A 25,139-nucleotide genomic window follows, 5' to 3' on the forward strand; every position below is an offset into this window, starting at 1 on the left:
CCTTTCTTTGCAAAATAAAACTCCTTTATTCAGATGCTTCCATACTTCAGTACAGGCGCTTGAATCTGTTCAACTAATATGTGGGCATAATCTGTGGGGTTCGCCGCCTTCAATGAGAAAACTTTTTCGCTATTGCTGATCAGCTCTGATAATATAGCTTTTTCCTGTGCTGCTGCGTACTCAATATCCAGCTCCGGATTAAAAAATTCATAAGCAGTTAAAAATGGCGATTTCAAGTAATGGAAAGCATTGCGGTTCAAATTCAGCATTTTCCGAACTGCCTCCGCATCATCTTGAATGGCCACTTCTTCGATCCCTCTTTCCAAGATAGCGACATGAGTTACAATTTCCTCGTCAAGGATAGATCCTGTATCTACGTAATCCGTCACTGGCTTCGCTTTAGAGAAAGAGACATATTCAAGAGGCGGCAATATTTTAACCGCCTTATTTTTCATTTTCGATGCAGTGCTTGGTTCCATATTGGAGTAGAAGCGGAACGTACTCGTCCAAGGCACTGAATAGATTTTTTTGCCGTCGGTGATGGCGAGGTCTTCTGCGATAAACTGAGCTCCATGGTCCATGCACGCCATCATGCTGCTCAAGGTTTTTCCAGTGCTCGGCGGTGCAAATACAGCCACAGCCGAATTGCCTTTTTTAAATGCCGAACAATGAATTGGCGCGTAGCCTTTTTTCAATAACAGCAATGTAGCCAAATCGGTCAGGATATAGCCGACCGAATGGAGATTCATAATCCGGTGTGTGATGAATTTGTAGTAATTCGGGTTAAATGTGATTTTCGGTTCTTCTGACAATAGATTCTCTGCTTTGATCCTAAGCTTCATCCTCATGGCAAAATTACGGGTGTAATAAATTTTACCGGCGCCCGGATCGCCATTAAAATAGTGGTATTTCCCCAGTTTCTCTAAACCTTCGTCTTCATTAAAATCTTCGATTGCCAGATGCAGCTTCACTTCACATTGTTCGTACTCCTCTTGGGACGCTTCCGGCATATTGTGGCCGAACGACCATTTAAAGTCTTTGACATTGGTTTTGATAGCCAACAGCCCTTTGGCTGCAACATAATAATGCATCACTCAATCTCCCCCTCTTATCCGCATAAAGTCTACTTTTTTATAAGATTTGCCTTGCTGGGCGCATGCGTTCTGCGAGGCATTGTTGATAAAATCCATCCAGCTCATTCCAGATCGTGGCATTGCTGAAATTCTCCGCTGCCCAACGCTGCCCGAATTCCCCCATCCGTGCGCGCATCTCGGGAGCCAAAATGAGCAGTTCCAATTTCTCGGCAATATCTTGCTGGTTTTCACAATCCACTAAAAATCCGTTCCGGCCGTCGACTATGGTGTCTTTTGCCCCCGTGACATCGGAAACGATTACCGGTGTCCCGCAAAGCGCTGCTTCAATCGATACATTGCCGAAGCCTTCCCGTTTGGTCAGGAAAACGAAAATGTCCATCATATGGAAAAATGGCACGGGGTCTTTTTGAAAGCCTGTAAACGTGATATCCGGATGTCCCTCGATTTTCGATTTGGTTACTTCATTAACGGGATCCGTCGATTCATAATCCCCAACGATCAACAGCTTCAGGTTTTCATACTTGCTGGCCAATTGTTCAAAAACGTTTACGAGTTCCGTGATGCCTTTATCATTCGTCAAGCGCCCGGCAAACCCGAGCACCAAATCGTCCGGAGCGAAACCATATGCCGTTTTCAAATCCGCCATATTCCGTTCTTGTTCGCTGTCCAAGCGGAAACGTCCGACATCAAAGCCATCTCCGCTGCCTTTACCGAGTACTGAAATTTTCCGGCTATCCACGATTTTGAAATCGATGACTTGGTCTCTGAGGCTGTTAGAAACAGCCAAGCAATGGGTTGCCGCACCTGCAGAAACTTTTTCAGCTGCAAGCAAAATTTTACGCTTTAACCCGCCGGTGGTTTCCAACCTCAGCCCCCGCATATTGTAAACGCGGATCGGCACGCCGCATATCAAAGCTGCAAGCGTAACGACGAGCCCTGCTTTCGGAGTGCTGGCATTGACGATATCCGGCTTTTCGCTGCGCAGGATCCGGATGCATCTGATTAATGCCCGGAAGTCTTTCGCCAACGAGATTTCCCGCTCCATATCCAACAGCAAAACCTGTGTTTCTTCATTGGATTCGAATTCTTGGGCGTATTTGCCTTTCGAACTCAAGGCTTTGGCTTCATAGCCGCGGCTATTTAAATATTTCATTTGCCCTTGAAGAAAAACTAAGCTTTCTGAAATCGTCACCGCATGTATCACTTTCACCGCCATATGGTTCCTCTCCCTTATTTCTGCTCCGGCTCCATCCGTCAGTTGTCGCGGGCATCCTGATTTTTCTTTTTCACTTCCGGTTGTTTGCTCTCACCCCTGAAAACACCTTCGGAGTTAAATACTTTCTCCACAGTCTGCAACAGGATATAAAAATCGAAACGCAGGCTCTGCCGTTCGATGTACTCGAGATCCAACTCGATTTTTTCATTCCAGCTCAGCGAATTGCGGCCTCTCACCTGCGCCCATCCTGTGACTCCCGGCTTAACAAGGAGCCTTTGCATCTGATAAGGGCTGTAACTGTCCGTCTGGGAAGTCAAAGTTGGCCGCGGGCCTACAAAAGACATGTCTCCTTTGACAATATTGATCAGTTGCGGCAATTCATCCAAGCTCATTTTGCGGAGGTAATAACCCACTTTCGTGATGCGGCTATCTGTTTCCAAAACGTGGATAGTGTCATCGCGCAGTGAATCATCGTCCGCCATTGTCCGGAACTTATAAATCAAAAAATGGACATTGTCCTTGCCGCCGCGCATTTGCGTGAAAAAGACAGGTCCTTTCGATTCTGATTTGACAAGAATCGCAATTACCAGAAATACCGGCGACAGCACTGCCAGCATTAGCAGCGCAGCGATGAATTCAAAAACCTGCTTGATAGAGCCTTTCACTTTGTTTTTTCTCTTTACCGGATCTACCGTTTCAAGAGTCATGTAAATTCCTCCCTATAATCTCCATAATTCAACGTTCTCAGGTTTGCCTTCCTGCTCCAAAACCCCTTTGACATCGAAAACCATGCCGCCTTGTCTGTCCAGCAGCGGCTGAATCAGCTTCCATCCTGCCTCTTTATATTGCTTATGGGGCATGGCCAAAATGACAGCCGACGCTGGCAGCAGTTCATGTTCCGGCGTCAGCATCACGCCATACTTCCGATCCGCGTCTTGCGGATCGGCACAGCAATCGGATGTCTGGACTTCAAAACCGTAATCGTGCAATTCTTCAATAACATCAATAATCTTTGAATTCCGAAGATCTTGGACATCTTCCTTGTAGGTGATTCCAAGAACAGTCACACGTGTTCCGCGAGATGGCAGATTGCGCTGGATTAGCCGTTTTGCTACTGTCCGAGCAATATAATGCCCCATCCCGTCGTTCACTTTTCTGCCGGCAAGAATGATTTCCGGCTCGTAGCCCACTGCACGGGCTTTATGCGCCAAATAATGCGAATCAATTCCTAGCCTCGGCCCGCCTGCAAGTCCTGGCGTAAATTTCAGAAAGCTCTTTTTGGTGCCGGCCGTTTCCAAAACAGCGCCCGTATCGATGCCCAGATGATTAAAAATCAAAGAAAATTCATTGATCAAGGCGATATTGACGTCTTGCTGTGTGTTTTCAATGACTTTTGCTGCCTCAGCAACACGGATTGATTTTGCTTTGAAAATGCCGGCATCCATGACGCTGCCGTAGATTTCCGCTACGTAGTCGAGAACCGCATCATTCTGCCCTGCCACCACTTTTTTTATTTTGGTGATGGGAAACTTCCGTTCTCCAGGGTTAAAGCGTTCCGGGGAATAGCCGACAAAAAACTCAACACCGCTCTCCAGACTGGAATACTCCTCCAACACGGGAATGCATTTTTCTTCTGTGGCCCCTGGGTAAACTGTCGATTCAAACACGATGACAGCCCCTTTTTTCATGTACTTTCCAACAATGCTGCAAGCTTCAATCAATTGGCTTAAGTCTGGTTGGTCTGCTGAGTCGATTGGCGTCGCAACAGCGATCATGATAAAACCTGCGGCATTTAAAGAGGACGGGTCAGAAGTGTAAGCAATACCGCACTCCGCAAGCTGCTGCGCGTTGGCTTGACCCGTTTTGTCCTTTCCTTCAAGCAACTGTTTGATGCGGATTCTATTGCTGTCGTAGCCGATAACACTGTATTTCTTGGCAAAAGCCATTGCCAAGGGCAATCCAACATGCCCGAGGCCAACTACTCCAATAGTCAATTTGTCGTTCATCATGCCGCTTTCTCCCCTTCAGACTTCCGGAAACGACTGCCGGCTATTTTTAACAATTGTTTGCTGTTGGCAATAGCAAATGTGATCAGCAGCAATGGAATAATTTTATTGCGGTGGCGCATGGCCGTTCCAGCGCTCTGGGTCCCGTATGAATAAACCAAAACGGTGATGCCGAGGAACAGCAGGATGAATATTTTATTGCGCAGCGGCATATCGCTTTTGAATAGCCCGTAAATTGTTGCCCCTACCAGGAAAATATAGATCGACGAATCGAACAGGAAGCTCGCTACATCGCCGAGGCCCCGCCAATCCAGCGGAATCGGGGAGAACATAAAGTAAAACATCTTGAGCGGCGCCACCAGCAAAGCAACGATGCCCGTCAAACCATTTAAACTGGACAAGTACATCGATCCCCCGCGACCTGAAATTTCAAGAGCAGAAACTGCGGTGCCTTCAGGTCCCATGAACTTACTGAGGAAAAGTTCCGAATTCTGAATCATAATGGCGGCCATGACCACCAGCAACATGAGAAAGAGTGCGTTTTGCATTACCTTTTTCGAACCGCTCGTGCTGAGGAACATGAATGCCAGAACATAGGCGATAACAAAACCGATCATGCCGGAATGGAACATCATCGACCCGAGGGCTAGCAAAACTGCCATGATGAAATTCGGGAACGTGCCATCGGCGAACCATCGCACAAAATGATAAAGCGAAACCGTAATAAGGAAAATGATGATGGATTCACGCAGTAGGATGCTGGACATGAATATGCTGTTTGGCATAACCGTGAAAATCAGCATTGCAATGAAAATCAATTTTTTGTCGATTTCAAGATGCATTAAAGCCTTCATCAAATAGACTGCCGCGAACACCCAAAATGCCACATTAAGGAATTGGGCGAACGGCCTTTGGTCACCTACCATGTAATAGATGGCTGAAAGGAAAGGAACGTAATTGGTCGCGCCGTCTTCCAGTGGGAACATGCCATTTGCGATTAGCAGCGAAATTTCATGGAAATATTCCGTGTCAGTTCCACTGGAGAAAATCTGGATTGAAGGTACATACAAATCGATGAACAGCACCAGCACCCTGATTACAAATCCTGCAAAGATCAGCAACAGCCATTCTTTTTCAAGCGTCCGGTACAAATACAGCGAAATTGCGGCGATGCTGGCAAACAGCATCATCATGCCGTAGCCAGGACCAAGCACAATATAGTCTTTGAGTAAAAAAGTGATCAACACTTCTAAAATGAAGAAAGCTAGCACGAAGAGCATGATTCAAGCACCCCCTGGAATATTCTTGTCTGCTTTTTTAAAAAACTCTTTAACGTTTCGCGAGTGCTGCTAACCTCGCTTTGTAATAAGCGATATCGCTGAGCTGAAGCAGCCAGAGCATCAGTCCGTAAACCAAAGCACCGGAAATGATGCCCCCCGCAAGAGCCAGCAATTCTGTCTGTGGACTGTCGAGATAGGAAAACACACTTTTTGCAGCTACTCCCATGACGGCTGCTGCGAAAACGCCTTTCGTTATATCCATCAAGATTTTTTTCGTATTCATCGATCCGACTTTCCGAACCAGGGATATATATAGCACGCCGGTTGTCGCCAATGCCGAAATGCTGGTCGCGAGCGCCAATCCGTTGATTCCCATGAACCGCGACAACACGATGTTTAATACGACATTTAAGAACATCGCCCCGACCGCACTGATCATCGGCGTTTTGGAATCTTCCAGCGAATAAAAGACTTTCGCCAGCACTTCCCGCAAGCCGAAGCCCAGCATGCCGATTGTGTAGAAGAAGAGTGCTCCGGATGTCATAACAACTGCATCGTTTGTAAATGCGCCGCGGCCGAACAACATCTCTGTTACTTGTTCCGAGAAAATCATCAACCCCACTGTCGCCGGAATGACTAACAGCGCAACCGTCGTGACGATTTTTCCGACAATATCTTTTAAATGTGCAATATTTTTATTTACTGCTAATTTGGAAATTTTAGGGAACATTACAGTGACAATCGCAGTTACAAAAATTGCCTGTATGAAGAAGACAATCCGATGGGAATAAGTCAGCGCTGAAATGCCTCCTTCAGAAATCTGCGAAGCCAATGTCTTATCTACCAGGACATTGATCTGATCTGCGGAAACGCCGACAATCACCGGAATCGCCAGCAGCAGCATCCTTTGGATGTTCTGCTCTCGAGGGGCCGCAGTCAGCCTGTGCCGATAGCCTGTTTTACGGATTGAAGGCAAGAGGAAGAGAAATTGCACCACCACGGCGACGACTGATCCGATCGACAGCAGATAGAAGTTCACTTCAAAGCTGAGGTAGATGAAGAAGATGATTAGCAGGTTCAGCGGCAAGCCGCTGAGCACAGTTGCCAAGAAGCGTCTGTTCACTTCCAAGTAACTACTGAAGATATAAACGAGTGCGGTAAAATAAATGCTGAAAGCGGAAATCCTCGTGAAATCTGAAGCGATCTTAAGCGTTTCCCCTTCAAATCCGCTGGCAAAGATTTTCACGATTTGTACTGGAAAGAGCTGCATGGTTATGACCAGCACCGTCGACAGCAAAAGGACGATATTTGTTAAATTGGCTGTGAAGCGCTGTGCGTATTCCGGCCCCTGATTTTCGTTGATCTTAGTGAAAATCGGTATAAAGCTTGCAGCTATCCCCATCCCGACAAAAGAAAAAAGAACGGAAGGTATGGTCTGGGATATCAAGTAAGCATCAGTCAGCCCGTCGGCACCGTAAAAATACGAAAGGGAAATGTCCCTTGAAAAGCCAAGCACTTTTGTCGCTATGATGACAGCCATTAGCGCAATGACGGTTTTCTCCATGATTTTCTCCCTCGCTTGCTTGTGTATTCTGTCTTGCTTTCTACCCATCTGCATCATCGGCGGAACGTATGACTATCTCCCCCTCTTTCGCCTCTATTATTGAGCTTTATACTAAAGCGTTTAGGTTAAAAGTAGGTTAAACTGTTTTAATATTTAAAATACTTTAAAATTATTGAGTAGATAGCGCTAGGGTTTGCTTTAAGCAGTAAGTTCTGCAGAATTGTTGTATTAGAAATTTGTTGCTCTTAAATGTCGCTTAGCACGCTCAGGACATGGCTCACACTAAAAGCAAAGCAGGAATCGCCCCTCTTCTTGCTCCGCCTAGCCCGTATTCGCGCCTGTGCTAGATAAGCGGTTGATAGAAGATAGAGCTATTTGTTTTATAAATGCCCAAACATAAAATAATGAATATGGTATAGCTGGAAATGAGTAGCCGAAATTAGTTCTTATTCCCTGTTTTGACACACAAAAAAAGGCAGCCTCCAAAATGCCATTCTTACTGGCCTTTTGGGGCTGCCCCTTTTGTTTTATGTTATTCCATTCAGACGTTCTCTATTTCTTTCAACGACCTGGATCTGTATGCCGGGAAATATTCAAGATCCGACTCTACATCCACAGCTTCGCATAATTCTTTGTATATTTCTGGATGCCATATTTTTTTGCCGATATAAAATTTGAAACCAGTGTTCTTTCCGAATTGTTTTTTGAAGAGATATAGCTTGTCGTCCAAGCTATTGGTCCGTCCACCGCCGTCATGAATTAGATCGACGCCGTTCTCTTTGCCCCAAACAACCAGTGCGTACTGCAGGATGTATGCCGGGGACAAATGGCGAAAATCGTTGAGTGTTCCGGAAAGATGGGTATGGATCATGTTGTCGTAGACAAAATTTAAGCCCATTCCGATGGTCTGCCCTTCGTAAACCGCTTCCACCAACAACATATTTTCGCCGAAATAAGCAATGAGCCTTTCGAAATACACATCATCAAAATAATAATACGTATCTGCTTGATTGCGGGTCATCGTTTCATGGTAAATACCTTTGAACTCTTTAAATTCATTTGGGCCCATAATCACGTTGAACTCCACTCCGGCTTCCAAGGCTTTCCTGATATTCTTGCGTGTTGATTTGGAAAATTCCTTTTGCACTGGATCGTCGTACTCCTTCAAATTGGTTCCTACCGTATTGCGAATATAAACTACATCGTAGCAACTTTCGAAATCTTGAGCGTTGTCGATGACTGGCTGGAAACGGATGAATTCGCTGACAATATCATGCTCTTCACAGTAACGCTGAAAAGCTTCTTTAAATGCCTCGACTAACAGTTCCTTTTTGCCCGGGCTGCATTCTTCAATCAACGGGCCGCCATAGCCATAAGGCGTTACAATGTCATAATAAGTCTTGCCGTTCAGTTTTATAGGGATCTCACGTTTAATGAACATGTGCCGTATAGTTCCGAGTGAATGACGGAACTGATATACCTCGCATGTCCCGTTTTCAATCTCCTCGTACAACCGCCCATAATTTTCATCAAAGTATAAATCTCTCAAAATCTCAACTCCATTCATGAAATGAATTCGCTTAAATTTTTGCTTCTTCAAATCTTATTGGATAATTCCCTATAAAATACAAAATTTGTATTGTTGGAATTATCAGATTATATACAAGGCAATTATACCTTGCTTGCGACAAAAGTTCTAGGGATAATCGAGAAAACGTAGGATTTTATTCTTTTTGTATCTGTAAAAGTCTATGTCCTCATTATTGTCTAAATTTCCCTTAATGCAAACTGCTTTCTTACACAAAAGTCCGCACAGCATAATTCCACTGTGCGAACCAATTCTTTTTACATTTTCAGTTTGCTTTATTTTTTTACCCTATAAGCTGGAAAAAAATGGACTTCTTCATTGATTCCTGAAGCTTCACACAAAGCTTTATAAATTTCGGGGTTCCAAATTTTCTTTCCAATGTAAAAATGGCAGTTACTTTCTTTGCCGAATTGTTTCTTGAATAAATACAATTTATCGTCCGGATTATTCGTGTGCCCTCCTCCGGCATGGATCACATCAACCCCATTTTCTTTGCCCCATTCCGCCAAAGCATGGTAAATGACAGAGGCAGGAGAAAGATGGTTATACTCCGATAACGAGCCGGAAAGATGGGTATGGGCCAAATTGCCATAAACAAAATTTAATCCGGCGCCAATTACTTTGCCTTCAAACTTTGCTTCGACCAAAAGCAGATTCTCTCCGAAAAGTTCCATTAACTTTTTAAAATAGGCATCCTCGAAATAGTAGAATGAATCGGCATGGTTCCTTTCCATCGTTCCGTTATAGATTTCTTTGAATGCGTCCAGGCTAGCCGGATTTAACGTCACCTTGTACTGGACTCCCCCATTCAACGCTTGGCGGATGTTTTTGCGCGCTGACCTTGAAAATTCGCCATCAAACGGAGTATCATGCTCTCTTAAATTGGTGCACACTGTTTCTCGCAGATAAGTTACTTCGAATGCCTCTTCAAAGTCGGCTGCGTTGCCAGCAAGAGGATGGAAGCGGATAAATTCAGAAACGATTTTATTGGAAAGGCAGTACTCTTTAAAAGCTTTTTCAAACTCAGCGGCCAGTTCAAGCCTGGAACCTTTGCTGCCTTCGACAATCAATGGTCCTCCATAACCGTAAGGCGTGACTAGGTCATAAAAATGTTCACCGTTCAAGGCAATCGGTATTTGCCGTTTGATAAATAGATGTTGAACACTGCCTAGTGGATGCTTGAAGTTGAACTTGCCTGCTTCCCCATTCTCCATTTCTTCGAATAACTTTCCATAACGATCATCGAAATAAATATCTTTCATGATTCTCTCTTCTTTCTCTGATGGTATGCAGTACCTAAAAGATGAAAAGGCTGAAATATTAATTTTTTATAGTATATTCCTTCCAACGGGAAAGTGCTACATTTAATTTCCTTTAAAGTACTTGTGCAATTCGGTGTATATAGAAGGTTTAAAATGCGGTATTCAGCTATACACACCTCATTTACCAAAATATTTTTCATAATAAAATGTTAATAGTTAATAATACCTATTTTATAAGAAGCGACTTATGCTTATACTATTCTAGATATTACAATATTTACCTAGGAGGTAAGGAATGAAACGCTTGTTTTTAATGATTTTATCAGCTGCATTAATGTTTGGATTTTTGCCTGCATCCGCTTTAGCAATGGAAGCAAACGACAAAGGGTTTGATGAGTTTCTTAAGGAAATCCAGTGGGAAAAATCGGCCTACATAGATTACTTGGAAAGCAAAGGCTATTCTTTAGAGGAGTTTGAGTCTGCCGATGACTTGGGACTGCCAATCACTGAAGAAACGCTTCAATCCGTTCTTACGGATTTCGAATTAAGCCGCAGCGAATTGAATGCACTTCTAGTCGAAAATGGTGACATTGAGCAAGGGCAAGATGTTCTAGATACAGAATGGTATTTGTTCATTGAAGACCTTTCAGATGGCATCAATTTTTACTTGAATGGCGGCACAGCGATTACAGATGCAAATTTGCAGGAGCTTCTTGAATACTACGAATTCGAATCCAAAGAAGAGCTAGAAAACTTCTTGAACGAACAAGGCGATACAATTGAAAACTATGAATTCATTGAAGACCTTGAGTACGCTATAGATGATTACATTTACGGATATGGCGAAGAATACGATATTGAAGTTGATATCGAAGGAATATTTACTGAACTTGGATTGACAATGGAAGAATTGGAAAGATTAGAAGCTCACTTAGAGACTCTTAATTTTGAAGATCCTGCCTTCCAAGATAGAGCTACTGCACTTGCTGACCGCATGATGATGATCGAAGAATTCGAATCAGCTGATGAATTGACGGCGGCACAGATTTCAGAATTGATCGCAATCTACACGGAAATGCTTGATTTGCTAGAGCTGGATACTAAATATTATTTGGTAAAAGGCTCAGAAAAGTTGCCGATTACTTTGGGGACATTGATAACGCTTGAAACAGTTGACGGATATGACCTATTGGTTGAAGTTTACAACACACAAGGCACATTCTTAGCTGACTTCATTTTGACAAACGACTCGTTCGGTTCTGACATCATTAAAGAAACGGGCGAAGACATTAAAGTGGTTGAAGAAGACGTTAAAGAAGAAGTTAAAGAAGAAACAAATGTCGTAGTTGCCCCGCCTGCAGTTAAAACGCCAGGCAAAAAATCGGAAAAAACACCAGTGAAGAAAACCGTTAAAGGCGGAAAACTTCCGAAAACAGCTTCTGATTACCTTCCAAATGCTTTGATCGGATTGGTTATCGCGCTCGCAGGAGTTGCGTTGTTCCGTCGTTCAAAAGCTATGGGATTATAATCTATGAAAAAAAGGTCGAAAGAAGAAAGAAGAATCGGGCGCGGCAAGCGCCTGATTCTTCTTTCCCTGTCAGCCGCATTAATTGTTTTTGGACTTTGGTTCAGCACTACAAATGCTTCAACATTTTTAAAAGGCTACCTTCTATATAAAGCCGATTCTGCTATCGAGTCTACCCAAGCCGAACCTGCTGCTGAAGAGCCGGCAGCCAAAAGTACCGGAAAAACTCTGAAACCGAAGGCGCTTTATCAAGAAAAGCCTGTGGAAGGCGACAATATCGGCGACTTGTACATTCCAAAACTCGAAGCCTCTTTGCCGATCATCCACGGAACTGACGAAGAAGAACTTGAAAAAGGCGTCGGCCATTTCGCCGGCAGCGTCCTTCCTGGCGAAGACGATAACAGTGTTCTCTCAGGCCATCGTGACACCGTGTTCCGTGAACTTGGTGAAGTAGGAAAAGGCGATTTGCTCGTTGTCACTACCGAAGCTGGCAAATTCACTTACAAAGTCCGCCAAGTCCGGATCGTCGATGAAGATGACCGCACCGTCATCGTCCCGAAACCTAGAGCCACGCTCACCGTATCAACGTGCTACCCGTTCGATTTCGTCGGCTACGCACCCGATCGCTATATTTTAGTCGCTGACCTCATTTCTTCGGAATGATGCAAGCATTTTAAAAGATCACAAGCAAGCTCAAGAAACACGAGCTGCTTGCGGTCTTTTTATTTAGCTCTCGAATTGTCTGATAAAAATAAAATATCTTCTTTTCACCCCTACAATAAATTCTATCAAAGAAATATCCCCTCACACTCTATTGTTCAAAGAGCTTATCCAGCGAAGGCGTGTCAAGGGGCTAGGCAAGGAGATGGCCAAATGAAATTTGGACCATTTCCTTTGCTTCGAAGCTAGCGCAGCGATGCAGAAGCAGGAGGTTTTTAGTATTGATACGAGTGTTCTTCCCGGCTCATTGCAGGAGCCAAGGAAGTGCCAGGCACTTGCGGCAACTCCTTTTCGACGAGCTTGTGCAGGAGCCATCGTTTTTGCACTGCCCAAAGCGTCCGAAGCGGTGCCCTTTAAGTCATTTCTTCAATTCAACTTAAATAATAACTAATAACGAACAATACTTAATAAAAATAAGTTTTTTTATGTAACTTCCTGATTTTCTTTTCGAGTATTCAACAACTTTTTTACTACGGATTGTATTGTTTAATATTTTCAATCGTGTTAATATTCAATTAATTAAGGTAAATATTTATTAAGTTTCATTGATTCTTATCGAAAATTATGCGAGGAGGATGGTGAAATGAAAAAGTATGGGCTTCTGTTCGGTGCTGTAATATTGATACTGGGAGGTTATCTGGTCTACTTGTTTGAGTTTAAGGAATACAATACATCTGATGCAGAAGTCGACGTCCTGACAAAAGAAGAATATGTCATTGAGCTTGCGGATGGCTCGAAAATTGTGTTGGATAAAAACGGCAACTTGATCCGCCACATTACAGGGACAGATGGCAAAGTGACTACAGTCGACTTTGCAGGCAGCTTGCCCATTTCACAGGTCAGTGAACTAGCGGTCGCTACTGCCACTAGTGAAAACGATAAGTCCTCCGTCCGAAAAGGCGATTCCGGCAATTCGGGCAAAGCATTTGAATCTAAAGCGTCCAAAGGAAAAGCTCCAAAAGCTTCAGTGAAAGATATCAAGCAACATTATGCGCCAGCTTTAGCGGATATCGAAAAACAAGCATATGACAACTTGGACAATCTGATCGATCTCGCCAAAAGCGAATACTTGGAAATGGAAGCCAATGACCAGAATATCAGTTATCCATATTTCTACAATAAATACACTGGCGCCGCTGCTAAACTTGAAGAACGGACTGACAAAGTGTTCAATGTGGTCATGCAAATTATGGAACATGATTTAAAAGCGAATGGGCATTCCACTGAAACAGTAGCGTCTATGCAGAAGGAATACAAAATCAAGAAGAACAAACTCCGCCGGGACATCCTGAAAGAAACCGCTGGTTTATAGAAGAAACCATTTAATTGAAATTCCTTTTAATGTATATTGAAAAAACATCCGCCGCGCCGAATCCCTAGCGTTGGCGGTTTTTAGATTTTTTCTCCCGAAAAATCAATGCATAGGATCTTGAATAAACTTAATTTTACAAATTCTTTGAATAGTATCGCTTAATTTTAACTAATTGGTTAGAATAGAAGTATTATTACAAATTAAGAGCTGGTGGTAGATGTAGGCATTATGCCAGCAGCTCTGGGAGCCACTAAATTGAAATGGCTTTTGAACGCAGGATAACGTGAGGAGGAAATGCAAATGAGAGAAAAGATCAATGATTTATTGTCCAAAGAGAATTACGCTTTCGATAAAGACAAATGGAAGTCGATTGAAAATGTGCCTTTCTCGTATAACGCAGGAACTATCCAGCTTCTCAACAAGATCAAAAAAAATATGGGCATGGCCAAAGGCATCTATATTTTCAGCGATTCCAACGAACGGATTCTATACATTGGAAAAGGTGCTCCAATCTACAACCGGATCCGCCGCCATTTCGCTAAACTCAAAAAGACCTCCACTGAACAGGAAGCTGCATTTCCTGCAAACGATGTTCCGCGTTCAATTTCAATTTACTGGGTAGAAATCGAACAGCCTGAAACTCGGGATGTTGTAGAGCACATGCTGTGCTATACCTTAAACCCGGAATACAAGAAATGGTATGCAACATAATGATGATATGGCTGGCAGAACCGGCCATTTCAGTGCACGCCGCCAACTAATATTCCCTTTTACTTCATCAAGCATCTTGGATGCATTGATGATTTTTTCTTTTAGGGCAATGACAAAAAACTCTCCAGAAGCAGATGCGCTCCAAGAGAGTTGAGTTTAAACAATGGAAATGTGAAGGACGTCTTGTTCTTTCTCCATTTCCTGAACAAGCGTTTTGGCGTAATGCGTGGGATTGGCTTTTTTCAGCGAAAAAACTTTCTCACTTTTCCGGCTGAGGCCAGACAATATCTCGAGTTCTACGCGAGTGGCATCGTCGATCATAAGGCCAGGATTAAAAAACTCATAGGCGATCAACAATGGTGCTCTGAGAAAATTGAATTCGTATCTATTCAAGTTCATCAATTTGCTGACAGCAACGCTTTCCTGCAGCGGTACCACTTCATCTGCCCCTTTTTCCAGGATGGCGATATGTGTCACTTCCGCAATCATTAGACTTTTCTTTTTCACATTTTTTGATGACGATTCTGCGCCCTTTTTATCGTTATTTTTTGAGTAATGGCAAAACGAATTTGTCCACGGCACCGCATAAATTTTATGGCCATCGGTTATTGCCAGATCTTCCGCTATGAACTGTGCGCCATATTCCATACATGCAGTTGTTGCGCTCAATGTTTTCCCGGTATCCGGCGGAGCGAATATTGCAACGGTTTTTCCGTCTTTTTCAAATGCGGAGCAATGAATCGGGGCATAACCCTTTTTCAGCAATAACAGCGCCGCGAGGTCGGTAACGATGTAATGGATTGAATGCAGATTCATGATTCTGTGCGTGATGAATTTATAATAGGCTTTGTTGACTGTGATTATCGCTTCATCTGACATCAGATTTTCCGCTTTCACTCTCATCTTTTGATTTAATGCGAGTTTGCGTGTGTAATAGATCTTGTCTTCCCCCGGGTTGCCATTGAAATAATGATAGCGCCCCATCCCCTTGAGTTGCTCATCATCATTGAAATTCTCCAATACGACATTGATTCTGACCGCGCATTTGTCGTATTCTTCCTTTGTCGCTTGCGGCATTTCCGTACCGAAACTCCAAGTGAAATTTTTAATATTCGTTTTTACCCCGAGAATGTTCTTCGATGCGATGAAATAATAAGTCATTAAACGTCCTCCCCTTCCACATGATCCGCATGATCAGTTGCTGCCTCCCTCTATTCAAGTTAGCATGCATATCCGGAATTGTTTCACCTCCTAAAAATTTCATTTGTTGCTATTTTATCTTTGAAACGTTAAGGAGAGGTTAAATAGAACTATTTTGTTTTACATAAATGTAATAATATTTACTTATAAACAAAAAAGTATTATACGAGGTGAATCCCTCGTATAATACGCTACTCCTACTCATGATTAATAATATCAGAGACATAATAGAAACCATTTTCATCCATCACAATTGTATAGGATTTACGCCGCTCCTCTACAGTCAATTCACCTTCTGCATTCTTTAAATCAAATGACTCTTCCGTCTGCACAACAGCGTGATCGTCTTTAATTTCAATGTCGGTTATCTCTAACTTCCGGAAATTGAATTCCATGCCTTGACCCGCAATTTCATTGATATAATCTAGGATACTATTGTAAATATTACTTTTGTAAACTAGGACATTCTGTACATAAAAGAAATCTTCATTTTGCAGCGCCAATTCATAGTAATAACGGAAATCTCCGATAAATTGTTGTAAATTTGTCTCACTGAATTCCATTTCCAAATCGTACTCGTACTCGTACTCCTCGTCCTCATAGCCGCTGAAGTCATCGTAGACATGAAATTTCCCCTCTACTTCTTCCGGAGAAAGCGGGTTTACAGCCCATTCCATAAGTTCCGCGTGCATGGAATATAGCGGAATTGAAAATCCGATTGAATCCCCTTCCGTCATGACGAGAGAATTGATGCCTATCACTTTTCCTGTGCTGGCATCCAATAGCGGTCCCCCACTGCTTCCCGGAGCAATCGGTGCGTCAATTTGATAAATGTCGTCATACATGAATTCCTGCTCAAAATCACGGTCAATGCCAGTCAGGTATCCAATAGTCGCCGTGTTTTCAAAACCGGAAGGACTGCCGAGCGCAATCACTTCCGTGCCAACATCCGTTGGTTCCAGCTCACTTTCAAGTGGCACAATTCCTTCGAATGCTTCCACTTTAATCAATGCAATATCGGACTTATCAGAAATGCCGACCACTTTTCCGGGAACATCTTGTCCGTTAATATTTCTTACGATGACTTCCTTAACCCCTGCGACTACATGGGCGTTTGTCACTACCATGCCTTGGTCGGTGAATAGAAATCCAGAGCCTTGTCCACTCTCAGTTAAAATGGTATATGTTTTTTGCTGCGATTCTTTAATTACTACTGTCTTTCCAACCTTTTTAGGGTCCACTTTCTCGGGCTGTTCAGAAGGCGGAATGATGTCTTCCGCTTGAATGACAGCACCTTCAACAGGTTCTTCCGTCTTTACCAATTCTTCCGGCTCGGCAATCTTACTATCAGCAATTGAAGAAGATGGCGTTTTTTCTTCTGGCAAAATCCATGCTGCACCAAGTCCGATACTCCCTAAAACTAGAAGGAAAAGGGCTATCACCGCCACCTTTTTATTTAGTTTGGCAGTCTTTTTTTTATTCATTAACGCTTTTCCACAATTTCCGCAGAAATTGTCTTGCAAGCTATTTTCATGTCCGCACTTGTTACAAATCATATCAGTACCCCCTTAGATGCAAAAACCTCATTCGATGTAATAGACCTCATTATAAACCCATTGACGAAGCCAAACTACAACTGGTTCCTAATTGTAATAAAATAATCTCATTTGTAATAAAACTATATTTTACATATATTTAACAGTTAATCAATTTACACATCAAATTGTAAAAATCGTTTTGCACTTTAGCAAAAGAAGGCTTTTTTTGTATTTTTTTTACCCTATTTATCAATAATTAAAAATAATCAGTAAATTTGGTTAAAAGTATCTATACAGCATTTAGGTAGATTGGTATAATCATGTTAATTAAGCATTACTACCTAGGGGGTTTGTTTATGCAAGATTTTGTAAATGCCGTCAAAAAGTCATTCGATTTGAAAGGGAGATCCAGAAGAAGAGAATTTTGGATGTTTATGCTGATCGCTTCAGTGCTCGCTGCAGGCCTAACAATTATCGAAACACTGCTTGGGCTGCAATTGGCTCAGGATATTGGCATCTTATCTACAATCTATGCACTCGCCATTGCCGCTCCAACCGTTTCTGTGACGATACGCCGCCTGCATGACACCGGCCGCAGCGGATGGTGGTCCCTCCTGTATCTCGTTCCTGTCATCGGATGGATTGCGCTTATCGCTTTCACATTATTCAATAGCGACCTAGGGGCAAATGCATATGGCAAAAGCCCGAAAGCATGGAACTCCGTCTATACGCCGATAAATTATTACTAATGCCGCCCGCTCTTCCGAACTTCGGAAGAGCGGGTTTTTCATTGTCCTTTTCGCCCGTTATGCCGGTACACATCGATAAGGCCCATCCGTTCTAAATCCAAAGCTTTTTTTTTGGGCAGCTTGACGTTGAACAGGAAAAGCGATAGCGAAAAGAGCCAAATCTGCAATGTGAAGATATTGATGCGTTCCACTAGGCCGGCAATGGCCATGCTATTGTTCAGCACAAGGGGTGTCGCGATTCCCGAAATGGTCACAACCACAGCGCAAAACAGCGACAGCATCCCGATTGACCGGAAATGCTCTGTCTTCAGCAGACCGAAACTAATGGCAAAAATCGCGCCGATTGCCGACAATGCGACAATGGCTGTTACTGCCAAATGCATGAGGTTTCCAACCGTCAGGACAGCCCCTCCGTCTTGGAGCGGAAAAAGGTTGTAGCCTACAAGCGATGTAAACTCCATGAGGATCAACAGCGCTGCTCCCGTCAATGCCCATTTATGGACGTTGTATTTCAAAAAAAGCATGTATACCGATACCGAAAAAACCAAAGCCAATACGCCGTAGATAACTGTGAATATTTTCAGCATGCCCGCATTCGGAGCTCCGTTGCCAGTCAGTTCGCTGATGGTTTGCCTGACATGGCTGTAGCCATCCCATAAAGCGCCGCCAATGATGACATGCAGCGTATAGACGATAGCAGCAGCCGCTCCACTAAGGGCCATTTTTTGCCACAAGCCCTTGCCTTTTCTGTTCCCCATGTTTCCACCCCGTTTCAAAGAATGAAAGCTTATTTACTGAATAACATACGACGGCAGGCGCAATAACCCTTTTTTTCAATAAAAAAAGCCTATGGATCTAAACATCCACGGGCTTTTCGTTCAGTTTATGGCCGAGAACAAAGGATGATCAGCTGCCATTCTTTGTTTTAAACGTTCTGGTGGCCGCTACTGCTTGCTGCCAGCCGCTGTAAAGCTCATCTCGCTGTCCGTTTTCCATGGACGGATCAAACGTCTTATCGAGCTTCCATTGATGTGAGATTTCTTCTTTGTCTTTCCAGTAGCCGACAGCCAGACCGGCTAAATAGGCTGCGCCTAGGGCAGTAGTTTCTTGGACTTTCGGGCGTTCTACAGGCACTCCGAGCATATCGCTCTGGAATTGCATCAACAGGTCATTGGCTACCGCTCCGCCATCGACGCGCAATGTTTTCAGTTCAATGCCGGAATCTTCAACCATGACATCCACAACATCTTTCGTTTGGTACGCGAGAGATTCAAGCGTGGCACGGATCAAATGAGACTTTGTGGTGCCGCGCGTCAATCCGAAAATTGCCCCTCTCGCATCCGTATCCCAATAAGGCGTCCCAAGGCCGACAAAAGCCGGCACCATGTAAACCCCCTCAGCCGTTTCCACTTGCCTTGCAAACCCTTCGCTATCAGACGCCTTGTCCAGCAGCTGCAGCCCGTCACGCAGCCATTGAATAGCGGATCCCGCTACAAATATACTGCCTTCTAGCGCATACTCCACTTGGCCGCCGACTCCCCAAGCAATCGTCGTCAGCAAGCCGTGTTCGGATTTCATGCCTTGCTCGCCGGTATTCATCAACATGAAGCATCCAGTACCATAGGTATTTTTTGCCATGCCTTTCTCAAAGCAAGCCTGTCCGAACAAAGCTGCCTGCTGGTCTCCGGCAATTCCCGCTATCGGCACTTCACAGCCGAAGAAATGATAGTCGATTGTATGGGCATAGATTTCAGACGACGGCCGTACTTCCGGCAGCATGCTTTCGGGCACCGTTAAAATTTCCAATAATTCCTTATCCCATTGGAGTTCGTAGATGTTGTACATCAAGGTGCGGGATGCGTTGCTGTAATCCGTAACATGGCGTTTGCCGCCTGACAGCTTATAAACTAACCATGAATCGATCGTGCCGAACATCAGGTCGCCGCGATCCGCTTTTTCCCTGGCGCCATCCACATGGTCAAGGATCCATTTGACTTTCGTCCCCGAGAAATAAGCGTCGAGCAAAAGCCCTGTTTTCTCACGGAATTTCCCTTCAAGGCCTTGCTCCTTTAAATCTTTGCAGATTGCATCTGTCTGGCGAGATTGCCAAACGATGGCTTTGTAAACCGGGCGTCCGGTATGGCGGTCCCAGACAACTGTTGTTTCACGTTGGTTCGTTATGCCTATCCCCGCTACCTGGTCCGGATTGATGTCAGCAATACGAAGCACTTGCGCTATGCAAGCGAGCACCGATGTCCATATTTCGCTGGCGTCATGTTCAACCCAGCCCGGCTTTTGGAAGAATTGTTCGAATTCCTGCTGCCCGACCGCAACGATTTCCCCTTCGTGATTAAACAGAATCGCCCGTGAACTGGTGGTCCCTTGGTCGATGGACAATATATAATCTTTTGCCATTATGCTTCCCCCTCTAGAATAAGAGCTTCTATTGATGGTTCCTGCTCAAGCCCTTTTTCCCATTTTACCCTTCGCGGCCTGCTTAAAACCAGCGTTAACTGTGAAATGCCAAAGCACTTTGAGAATCGAATTATGCAGGAAAATATTCCTGTTTCCGCCTCTCTGTACATGCTTATTTTCTATCAATTCTGATAAAAAAGGTTTATAATACAGGTAAAGATTAGGGAGGTGCTTGTATGGAAACGGAACGGAAATTGGTGCAGTGGCGCAATGAAGGATTGCTGGACCAAGCGGCTTTCGATCGCATTTTGGCATTTGAAAAACGCCAGCCGCAAAAGAGAAAAGTGCCGTTGCTTTTGGTCATCGGACTTATTTTCTTCGCTCTGGCCGTATTCAGCTTTATCGCTGCCAACTGGCAGCTGATTCCGGATTTGCTGAAAGTAGCTATGGTCGTTTTGTTGATGTGGATTTTTTATATCTTAGCTTATTTTTCAGAGAAAAAGCATTTTGGCCGTCCAATCATTTTCAGGCTGCTTGGTTTGGCGATGTTCGCGGCAAGCATTCTGGTCGCTGCGCAGACATTCCATTTTTCTACGTCAAACTCGGTGTTGCCATGGGCTATCTTCATCGCTGCACTGGCTCATTACTTCTACTGGCGCCATTTTGCTTACGCTGTCGTCGCATTCATCTTCGGCATCTCAACGCTGACTTCATTCCTGCCATTTACTAGCTGGCTTGAATGGGGAATCTTCGTTGCAGTGGCCTTGGCATGGTTCTTCTTCAGCAAAGACGATGCTTCGATGATTTTCAGCTGGATGCTGTTGTTCTTCTCAGGTCTGACGCTTTGGGATCTCGTTGAATACACCAGCCCATTTTGGCCAGTATGGACGCTGTTCGCGCTCGTACTCCTGCTGTTCATCATACCGGCTGACAAACAGCGCTTGCTGTCGCCGCTATACCTGGTTTTTGGCGCCATCATGCTCGTGGTCTATTTGGCGGTACGCGGCGAAACCGAACTGTCGCTTGTCGACTTGAATTGGCCGGAATCGATTGCGTTAGCTGTGACTGGGCTCGTTGTCCTAGTAGTGACGTATATCAAATTCCGTCCGATCATGTGGATCGCTCTGCTCGGTGCGACGGGCTTGCTGCTGTTTGATGAAACAGCCATCGGTTTGGCGATAGTCGCCGAATTATCGGCTCTCGCCTATTTGATCATTGCCCAGCGGCAAGATAAGCCACTGGCACTCGGCTTTGTCTATTTCATCGTTGTCCAGTTCGTCATTTACTTCATCTATGCATGGGAACGCCTGGATATGTCGCTATTCTTCCTGATCGGTGCGCTTTTGCTTTTTGCCCTTTCCGGCATCGCCTGGTGGCTCAACCGTAAGAGAGAAGGTGTATCGTTATGAAAGCATGGCTCTTGCCGATCATTATGACCATATTTGTCGCAATTCTTGTCACAAGCTTCTACGCTGCCTCCTGGTTCGGTGATGAATACTTGCTGCGGGCAGAACCATATGATCCTTTCAATCCGTTTTACGGAGAATATGTGATGCTGCAATACCCGGATCTCGAAGCGCCTTCCGGCATCAAGGACGGTCCCGTCTATTTCACGTTGAAAGAAGAAGCAGATGGCTACGCGGTCGTTGACCGGATGGAAAATGAACCGTTCTTCGGTGCCATTTCCGGATCCACTTACGACAATCGGGTCGCCGCACCCCAGCTTGAACAGTATTATGTAGAACAAGGCCTCGGACCTGAGCTTGAAGAAGCGGTCGATTTGCAAGTGACCATCGATGTTTCCCCGTGGGGAACGATACGCCCGATCAATTTGGAAGTACGGGAGGAATAAAAAAAAGCCGCAGCAGCGCTGCGGCTTTTTTAATTCGTTTTCATTCTGATATATTTATTCCATGAGAACCCGTTAAGGTTGGCTGACTTTCCAGGCACCTTTCGCACGGTATGCAGGAAAGAATTCTTCTTCTTCCGCGGCTCCGGATGCGATGCAGAGCTCCGCATAGACCGCCTCATTCCATACTTTGCGCCCGACATGGAAATCAAATTCCGTGTTCTTGCCGAATTTCTTTTTAAAAAGCAGCAAAGTATCATCCGGTTCGTTGGTGAACCCGCCGCCCGCGTGGATCAGTTCCATGCCATTTTCCTTGCCCCATAAGGCAATCGCATACGTCATAACGTAGACTGGCGATAAATGATGATAGCCTTCCAAAGTACCGGATAAATGCGTGTGGATCAGATTATTATAGGTGAAATGCATTTCTGCTCCAATAACTTCGCCTTCAAACATGGCCTCTACCAGAACGACATGCTCGCCAAAATAATGCAAGATGCGATCGAAATAAGCTTTGTCGAAATAATAGAACATGTCGGCGTGCACACGTTCCATATTGATATGATAAAGTTCGGCAAATTTATCGAGGTTTACCGGATTAACAGTAATGCGGTACTCGATTCCTAAGCGCAGCGCATGGCGAATCGCCTTGCGCGTCGATTTCGAAAATTCTTCCTGGATAGGATCGGCGAAATCCTTCAAATTGGTACCCACCGTTTTCCTCGTAAACTCGACATCGTAGCATTCCTTGAAGTCCTCGGCATTGCCGAGGACTGGATGGAAGCGGACAAATTCGCCCACGATGTGGTTGGCGTCGCAGTATTGCTGGAAAGCATCTTTGAACGCCCGGACCAATTCGGCTTTATCGTTTTCTGCACTGCAGGTGATCAGCGGACCGCCATAACCATAAGGTGTAACGATGTCATAGTATTTTTTCCCATCAACAAGAATCGGTGCTTGCCTTTTTATGAAAAGGTGCGTGACGGAGCCGAGCGGATGCGAAAACTCATAAGCTTCGCAAACCCCGCCCTCGATCTCCTCGTATAATTTTCCATAATCCGGTTCGAAAAAAATATCCATCATCACGCCGTCCCCATTTCTGCTATATAAGGTTCATATCGTGCAAGGATCATTTCATTTTTGTCAGTCACTTCTGTCAATATAGCACGGCCTTCCTGCACCGTGTAATTAAATTTGACACCACTGTCATTATCGATTAACTGTTCAACAAAGAGAGGGAATTCCATTTTTCCCCATAGAATTTCTTCGCTGCTGTATTCCTCGATGACCGGCACATTGAATGTGCGGCAGAATTCCTTGAATTTGTCCTTGTTCGATGTAATCGCCAATTGTTCATTGGACGCATAGAACGGCAAATTTAGTTTTTTGCATAATTTTAAGGCATTCCACGTATTGAGGTCATCAAACGCTGTAAAAACCCCATCTATTCCTTCTTCATTCGCGATTTTCGCCAGCTTTTCGGTATCCGAGGTGCTGATGTCATAAGCTTTGTCTGCAAATTTCTTAGCGGGAGATCCGACATTATTGTCCGTTACAATAGCATACATCCCCATTTTCTTAGCGGTTTTCACAACATCAATCATATGTGTAATGCCGCCAAGTATCAGCACTTTTCTCTGTTTAGCTGTTTTCATCCATAACATCTCCCAGCATGTTTTGTGAATGAGCAGCAATCGCTAATCACCCCTGTTGCACCGTGCTTGCGTTTCCCGCTTTTCATCCATTGTCGACCCTAGAGAGCAAATACACATCATGAATTCAACTAAAATCTGGATGTTCCAGAAACCTTTTACCTATTAACTACCAAGTTATCAGTTCGTTGCCGCATTGTCAATATACTATTCTGAATTTTTAAATACTTGAATATCTACGCTTTCCGCTTAGGTATATCAACTCTTTTACGATAGAATCCCGAATATTTAAGTTCCTAGCGTATGTTTTTTTTCCTACTTAATGAGTATGATTCATTTAACCTAGTTTTAACCAATCATAATTATCATTAATTTAGATTTAAATAAAACACTCGAAATTTTTTATTTGCAGCTATTCAAAGGAGGAAGCACGAAATGGCGGTTATGCTGACAACATTATTGTCTGACATTTTTTTCTTGCCGGAATGGGGCAAGGCCTACGCAACACAGGACTTGGGAGAGAGCAAAGTTTTCGAATTCGCTCCCGATTACGGCTACATCTACTACCAGTTTGTCCTGCGGCCAATCCCGATTGCTTTAGGTGATGTAAATTATTACGACACGATCACCCCGTTTGGCCAAAGCGGTCCGGTGATCATCAGCTGTGCTGCCGGAAGAAGAAAAGAGCTGGCAGCGGCATTCGACGCAGAATTCCAAAAATACTGCATCGCCAATAATATCGTTTCTGAATATGTCCGCTTCAACTCCTGCGTGAAGAATGCGGTAGATTTCAATGAAATCTACAGCATGGACAACCGGGGGATAACGATGTACATCGATTTGAGCGTAGGCGATTATTTCCTAAAAGAATTCAAATCCAGCACGCGGCAGCAAGTTCGCCGTGCATTAAAAAACAATGTGGAAATTGAGTATGATTATACGGGTGCCACGATCGATGAGTTCCACCGCCTCTATGAAATCATGGCGAAAAGGAATAACATCCCGAATCATTACCGGTTCTCAAAAGAGCTATTGGCGGAATCTTTTACGTTGCTGGAAGGCAAACAGTTTATCGTCTATGCGAAATACGATGGCCAATACATTTCAGCGGCGATGTATTTGCACCATGGCGATTTCCTCCATTATCACCTGTCTGCGAATGACCCTGAATTCTTCAACGTCGCCGGCAACAGCCTAGTGCTGAACGAAGGCTGCCGCTGGGGTGTCGAGAATGGCAAAAAACAATTACACCTTGGCGGAGCAACGAGCGACGTGCTGTACCGCTTCAAGCGCGGATTCACGAAAACTGAGCCCCTCGAAATCCTGACAGGCAAGAAAGTCCGCAACGAAACAATTTACAACCTCCTCGTGGATTATAATTTAAGCAGAGGCGTAATTGAGAATCCGGGACATTTCCCGCTTTACCGCGGATAATTTGGAAACGAAAAAGGCAGGAGC

The 25,139-nt window shown here is 44.2% G+C and carries 22 protein-coding genes; 8 read left to right on the forward strand and 14 right to left on the reverse strand.

From position 1 onward, the window contains the following. Nucleotides 1–29 precede the first annotated feature (29 nt). The 8 genes from AC4EHB_RS06535 to AC4EHB_RS06570 all read right to left on the reverse strand — a co-directional run bounded on the left by AC4EHB_RS06535 (nucleotide 30) and on the right by AC4EHB_RS06570 (nucleotide 10,010). The gene (locus tag AC4EHB_RS06535) at nucleotides 30–1,094 is read right to left on the reverse strand and encodes a hypothetical protein (RefSeq protein WP_490980980.1); all 1,065 of its coding nucleotides are present in this window, start codon (nucleotides 1,092–1,094) and stop codon (nucleotides 30–32) included. 37 nt (nucleotides 1,095–1,131) lie between these two features. Beyond that, nucleotides 1,132–2,310, reverse strand: a complete 1,179-nt coding sequence (locus tag AC4EHB_RS06540) for a glycosyltransferase family 4 protein (RefSeq protein ID WP_490980981.1) — start codon at nucleotides 2,308–2,310, stop codon at nucleotides 1,132–1,134. A gap of 38 nt (nucleotides 2,311–2,348) precedes the next feature. Continuing rightward, nucleotides 2,349–3,017 (reverse strand): sugar transferase, encoded by a 669-nt coding sequence (locus AC4EHB_RS06545; protein ID WP_490974762.1) that lies wholly within the window; start codon nucleotides 3,015–3,017, stop codon nucleotides 2,349–2,351. Nucleotides 3,018–3,029: 12 nt separating this feature from the next. Beyond that, nucleotides 3,030–4,319, reverse strand: coding sequence for a nucleotide sugar dehydrogenase (locus tag AC4EHB_RS06550; RefSeq protein ID WP_490974763.1), 1,290 nt, complete (start codon nucleotides 4,317–4,319; stop codon nucleotides 3,030–3,032). Further along, nucleotides 4,316–5,596, reverse strand: a complete 1,281-nt coding sequence (locus AC4EHB_RS06555; RefSeq protein WP_490974764.1) for a hypothetical protein — start codon at nucleotides 5,594–5,596, stop codon at nucleotides 4,316–4,318. Before AC4EHB_RS06555 ends, AC4EHB_RS06550 begins: the two co-directional genes overlap by 4 nt. Before the next feature lie 49 nt (nucleotides 5,597–5,645). Continuing rightward, on the reverse strand, nucleotides 5,646–7,160 hold the full coding sequence (gene murJ, locus AC4EHB_RS06560) for a murein biosynthesis integral membrane protein MurJ (protein WP_490980982.1): 1,515 nt from the start codon (nucleotides 7,158–7,160) through the stop codon (nucleotides 5,646–5,648). Nucleotides 7,161–7,701: 541 nt separating this feature from the next. Then, nucleotides 7,702–8,709: a lipid II:glycine glycyltransferase FemX gene (locus AC4EHB_RS06565; RefSeq protein WP_490980983.1), complete on the reverse strand. Its 1,008-nt coding sequence runs from the start codon at nucleotides 8,707–8,709 to the stop codon at nucleotides 7,702–7,704. 314 nt (nucleotides 8,710–9,023) lie between these two features. Then, nucleotides 9,024–10,010: a GNAT family N-acetyltransferase gene (locus tag AC4EHB_RS06570; RefSeq protein ID WP_490980984.1), complete on the reverse strand. Its 987-nt coding sequence runs from the start codon at nucleotides 10,008–10,010 to the stop codon at nucleotides 9,024–9,026. A gap of 295 nt (nucleotides 10,011–10,305) precedes the next feature. On the opposite strand from AC4EHB_RS06570, the gene AC4EHB_RS06575 reads away from it, so the two are divergent. The 4 genes from AC4EHB_RS06575 to AC4EHB_RS06590 all read left to right on the forward strand — a co-directional run bounded on the left by AC4EHB_RS06575 (nucleotide 10,306) and on the right by AC4EHB_RS06590 (nucleotide 14,278). After that, complete coding sequence (locus AC4EHB_RS06575) at nucleotides 10,306–11,538, forward strand: processed acidic surface protein (protein WP_490980985.1); 1,233 nt, start codon at nucleotides 10,306–10,308, stop codon at nucleotides 11,536–11,538. A 3-nt stretch (nucleotides 11,539–11,541) separates the two neighbouring features. Further along, complete coding sequence (locus AC4EHB_RS06580; RefSeq protein WP_490980986.1) at nucleotides 11,542–12,198, forward strand: class D sortase; 657 nt, start codon at nucleotides 11,542–11,544, stop codon at nucleotides 12,196–12,198. Nucleotides 12,199–12,838: 640 nt separating this feature from the next. Further along, complete coding sequence (locus tag AC4EHB_RS06585; protein WP_490980987.1) at nucleotides 12,839–13,567, forward strand: hypothetical protein; 729 nt, start codon at nucleotides 12,839–12,841, stop codon at nucleotides 13,565–13,567. A 300-nt stretch (nucleotides 13,568–13,867) separates the two neighbouring features. Further along, the gene (locus AC4EHB_RS06590; protein WP_490974771.1) at nucleotides 13,868–14,278 is read left to right on the forward strand and encodes a GIY-YIG nuclease family protein; all 411 of its coding nucleotides are present in this window, start codon (nucleotides 13,868–13,870) and stop codon (nucleotides 14,276–14,278) included. A gap of 156 nt (nucleotides 14,279–14,434) precedes the next feature. Here AC4EHB_RS06590 and AC4EHB_RS06595 read toward each other — a convergent pair whose 3' ends face one another. Next, complete coding sequence (locus AC4EHB_RS06595; RefSeq protein WP_490974772.1) at nucleotides 14,435–15,439, reverse strand: hypothetical protein; 1,005 nt, start codon at nucleotides 15,437–15,439, stop codon at nucleotides 14,435–14,437. Nucleotides 15,440–15,675: 236 nt separating this feature from the next. Next, on the reverse strand, nucleotides 15,676–16,962 hold the full coding sequence (locus AC4EHB_RS06600; RefSeq protein ID WP_490974773.1) for a S1C family serine protease: 1,287 nt from the start codon (nucleotides 16,960–16,962) through the stop codon (nucleotides 15,676–15,678). A gap of 410 nt (nucleotides 16,963–17,372) precedes the next feature. Between AC4EHB_RS06600 and AC4EHB_RS06605 the strand changes: the two genes are divergently transcribed. After that, complete coding sequence (locus tag AC4EHB_RS06605; protein ID WP_490974774.1) at nucleotides 17,373–17,765, forward strand: DUF805 domain-containing protein; 393 nt, start codon at nucleotides 17,373–17,375, stop codon at nucleotides 17,763–17,765. 38 nt (nucleotides 17,766–17,803) lie between these two features. Here AC4EHB_RS06605 and AC4EHB_RS06610 read toward each other — a convergent pair whose 3' ends face one another. Both AC4EHB_RS06610 and glpK read right to left on the reverse strand, forming a co-directional pair. Then, nucleotides 17,804–18,523 (reverse strand): DUF998 domain-containing protein, encoded by a 720-nt coding sequence (locus AC4EHB_RS06610; protein ID WP_490974775.1) that lies wholly within the window; start codon nucleotides 18,521–18,523, stop codon nucleotides 17,804–17,806. Between the two features lie 148 nt (nucleotides 18,524–18,671). Then, the gene (glpK, locus tag AC4EHB_RS06615; protein ID WP_490974776.1) at nucleotides 18,672–20,180 is read right to left on the reverse strand and encodes a glycerol kinase GlpK; all 1,509 of its coding nucleotides are present in this window, start codon (nucleotides 20,178–20,180) and stop codon (nucleotides 18,672–18,674) included. Nucleotides 20,181–20,416: 236 nt separating this feature from the next. Here glpK and AC4EHB_RS06620 point away from each other — a divergent pair, with 236 nt between their 5' ends. Further along, nucleotides 20,417–21,589: a DUF2157 domain-containing protein gene (locus AC4EHB_RS06620; RefSeq protein WP_490980988.1), complete on the forward strand. Its 1,173-nt coding sequence runs from the start codon at nucleotides 20,417–20,419 to the stop codon at nucleotides 21,587–21,589. Beyond that, entirely contained in the window at nucleotides 21,586–22,032 is a 447-nt protein-coding gene (locus AC4EHB_RS06625) for a GDYXXLXY domain-containing protein (RefSeq protein WP_490974778.1), read from the forward strand. The genes AC4EHB_RS06620 and AC4EHB_RS06625 overlap by 4 nt, the downstream gene beginning before the upstream one ends. A gap of 72 nt (nucleotides 22,033–22,104) precedes the next feature. On the opposite strand, the gene AC4EHB_RS06630 is transcribed toward AC4EHB_RS06625, so the two are convergent. Continuing rightward, on the reverse strand, nucleotides 22,105–23,112 hold the full coding sequence (locus AC4EHB_RS06630; RefSeq protein ID WP_490980989.1) for a GNAT family N-acetyltransferase: 1,008 nt from the start codon (nucleotides 23,110–23,112) through the stop codon (nucleotides 22,105–22,107). Next, complete coding sequence (locus AC4EHB_RS06635; RefSeq protein ID WP_490974780.1) at nucleotides 23,112–23,684, reverse strand: hypothetical protein; 573 nt, start codon at nucleotides 23,682–23,684, stop codon at nucleotides 23,112–23,114. The genes AC4EHB_RS06630 and AC4EHB_RS06635 overlap by 1 nt, the downstream gene beginning before the upstream one ends. 432 nt (nucleotides 23,685–24,116) lie before the next feature. Here AC4EHB_RS06635 and AC4EHB_RS06640 point away from each other — a divergent pair, with 432 nt between their 5' ends. Next, complete coding sequence (locus AC4EHB_RS06640; protein WP_490974781.1) at nucleotides 24,117–25,115, forward strand: GNAT family N-acetyltransferase; 999 nt, start codon at nucleotides 24,117–24,119, stop codon at nucleotides 25,113–25,115. Nucleotides 25,116–25,139: the final 24 nt, after the last annotated feature.

It is taken from the genome of Planococcus sp. TJ-302 (assembly GCF_058268455.1).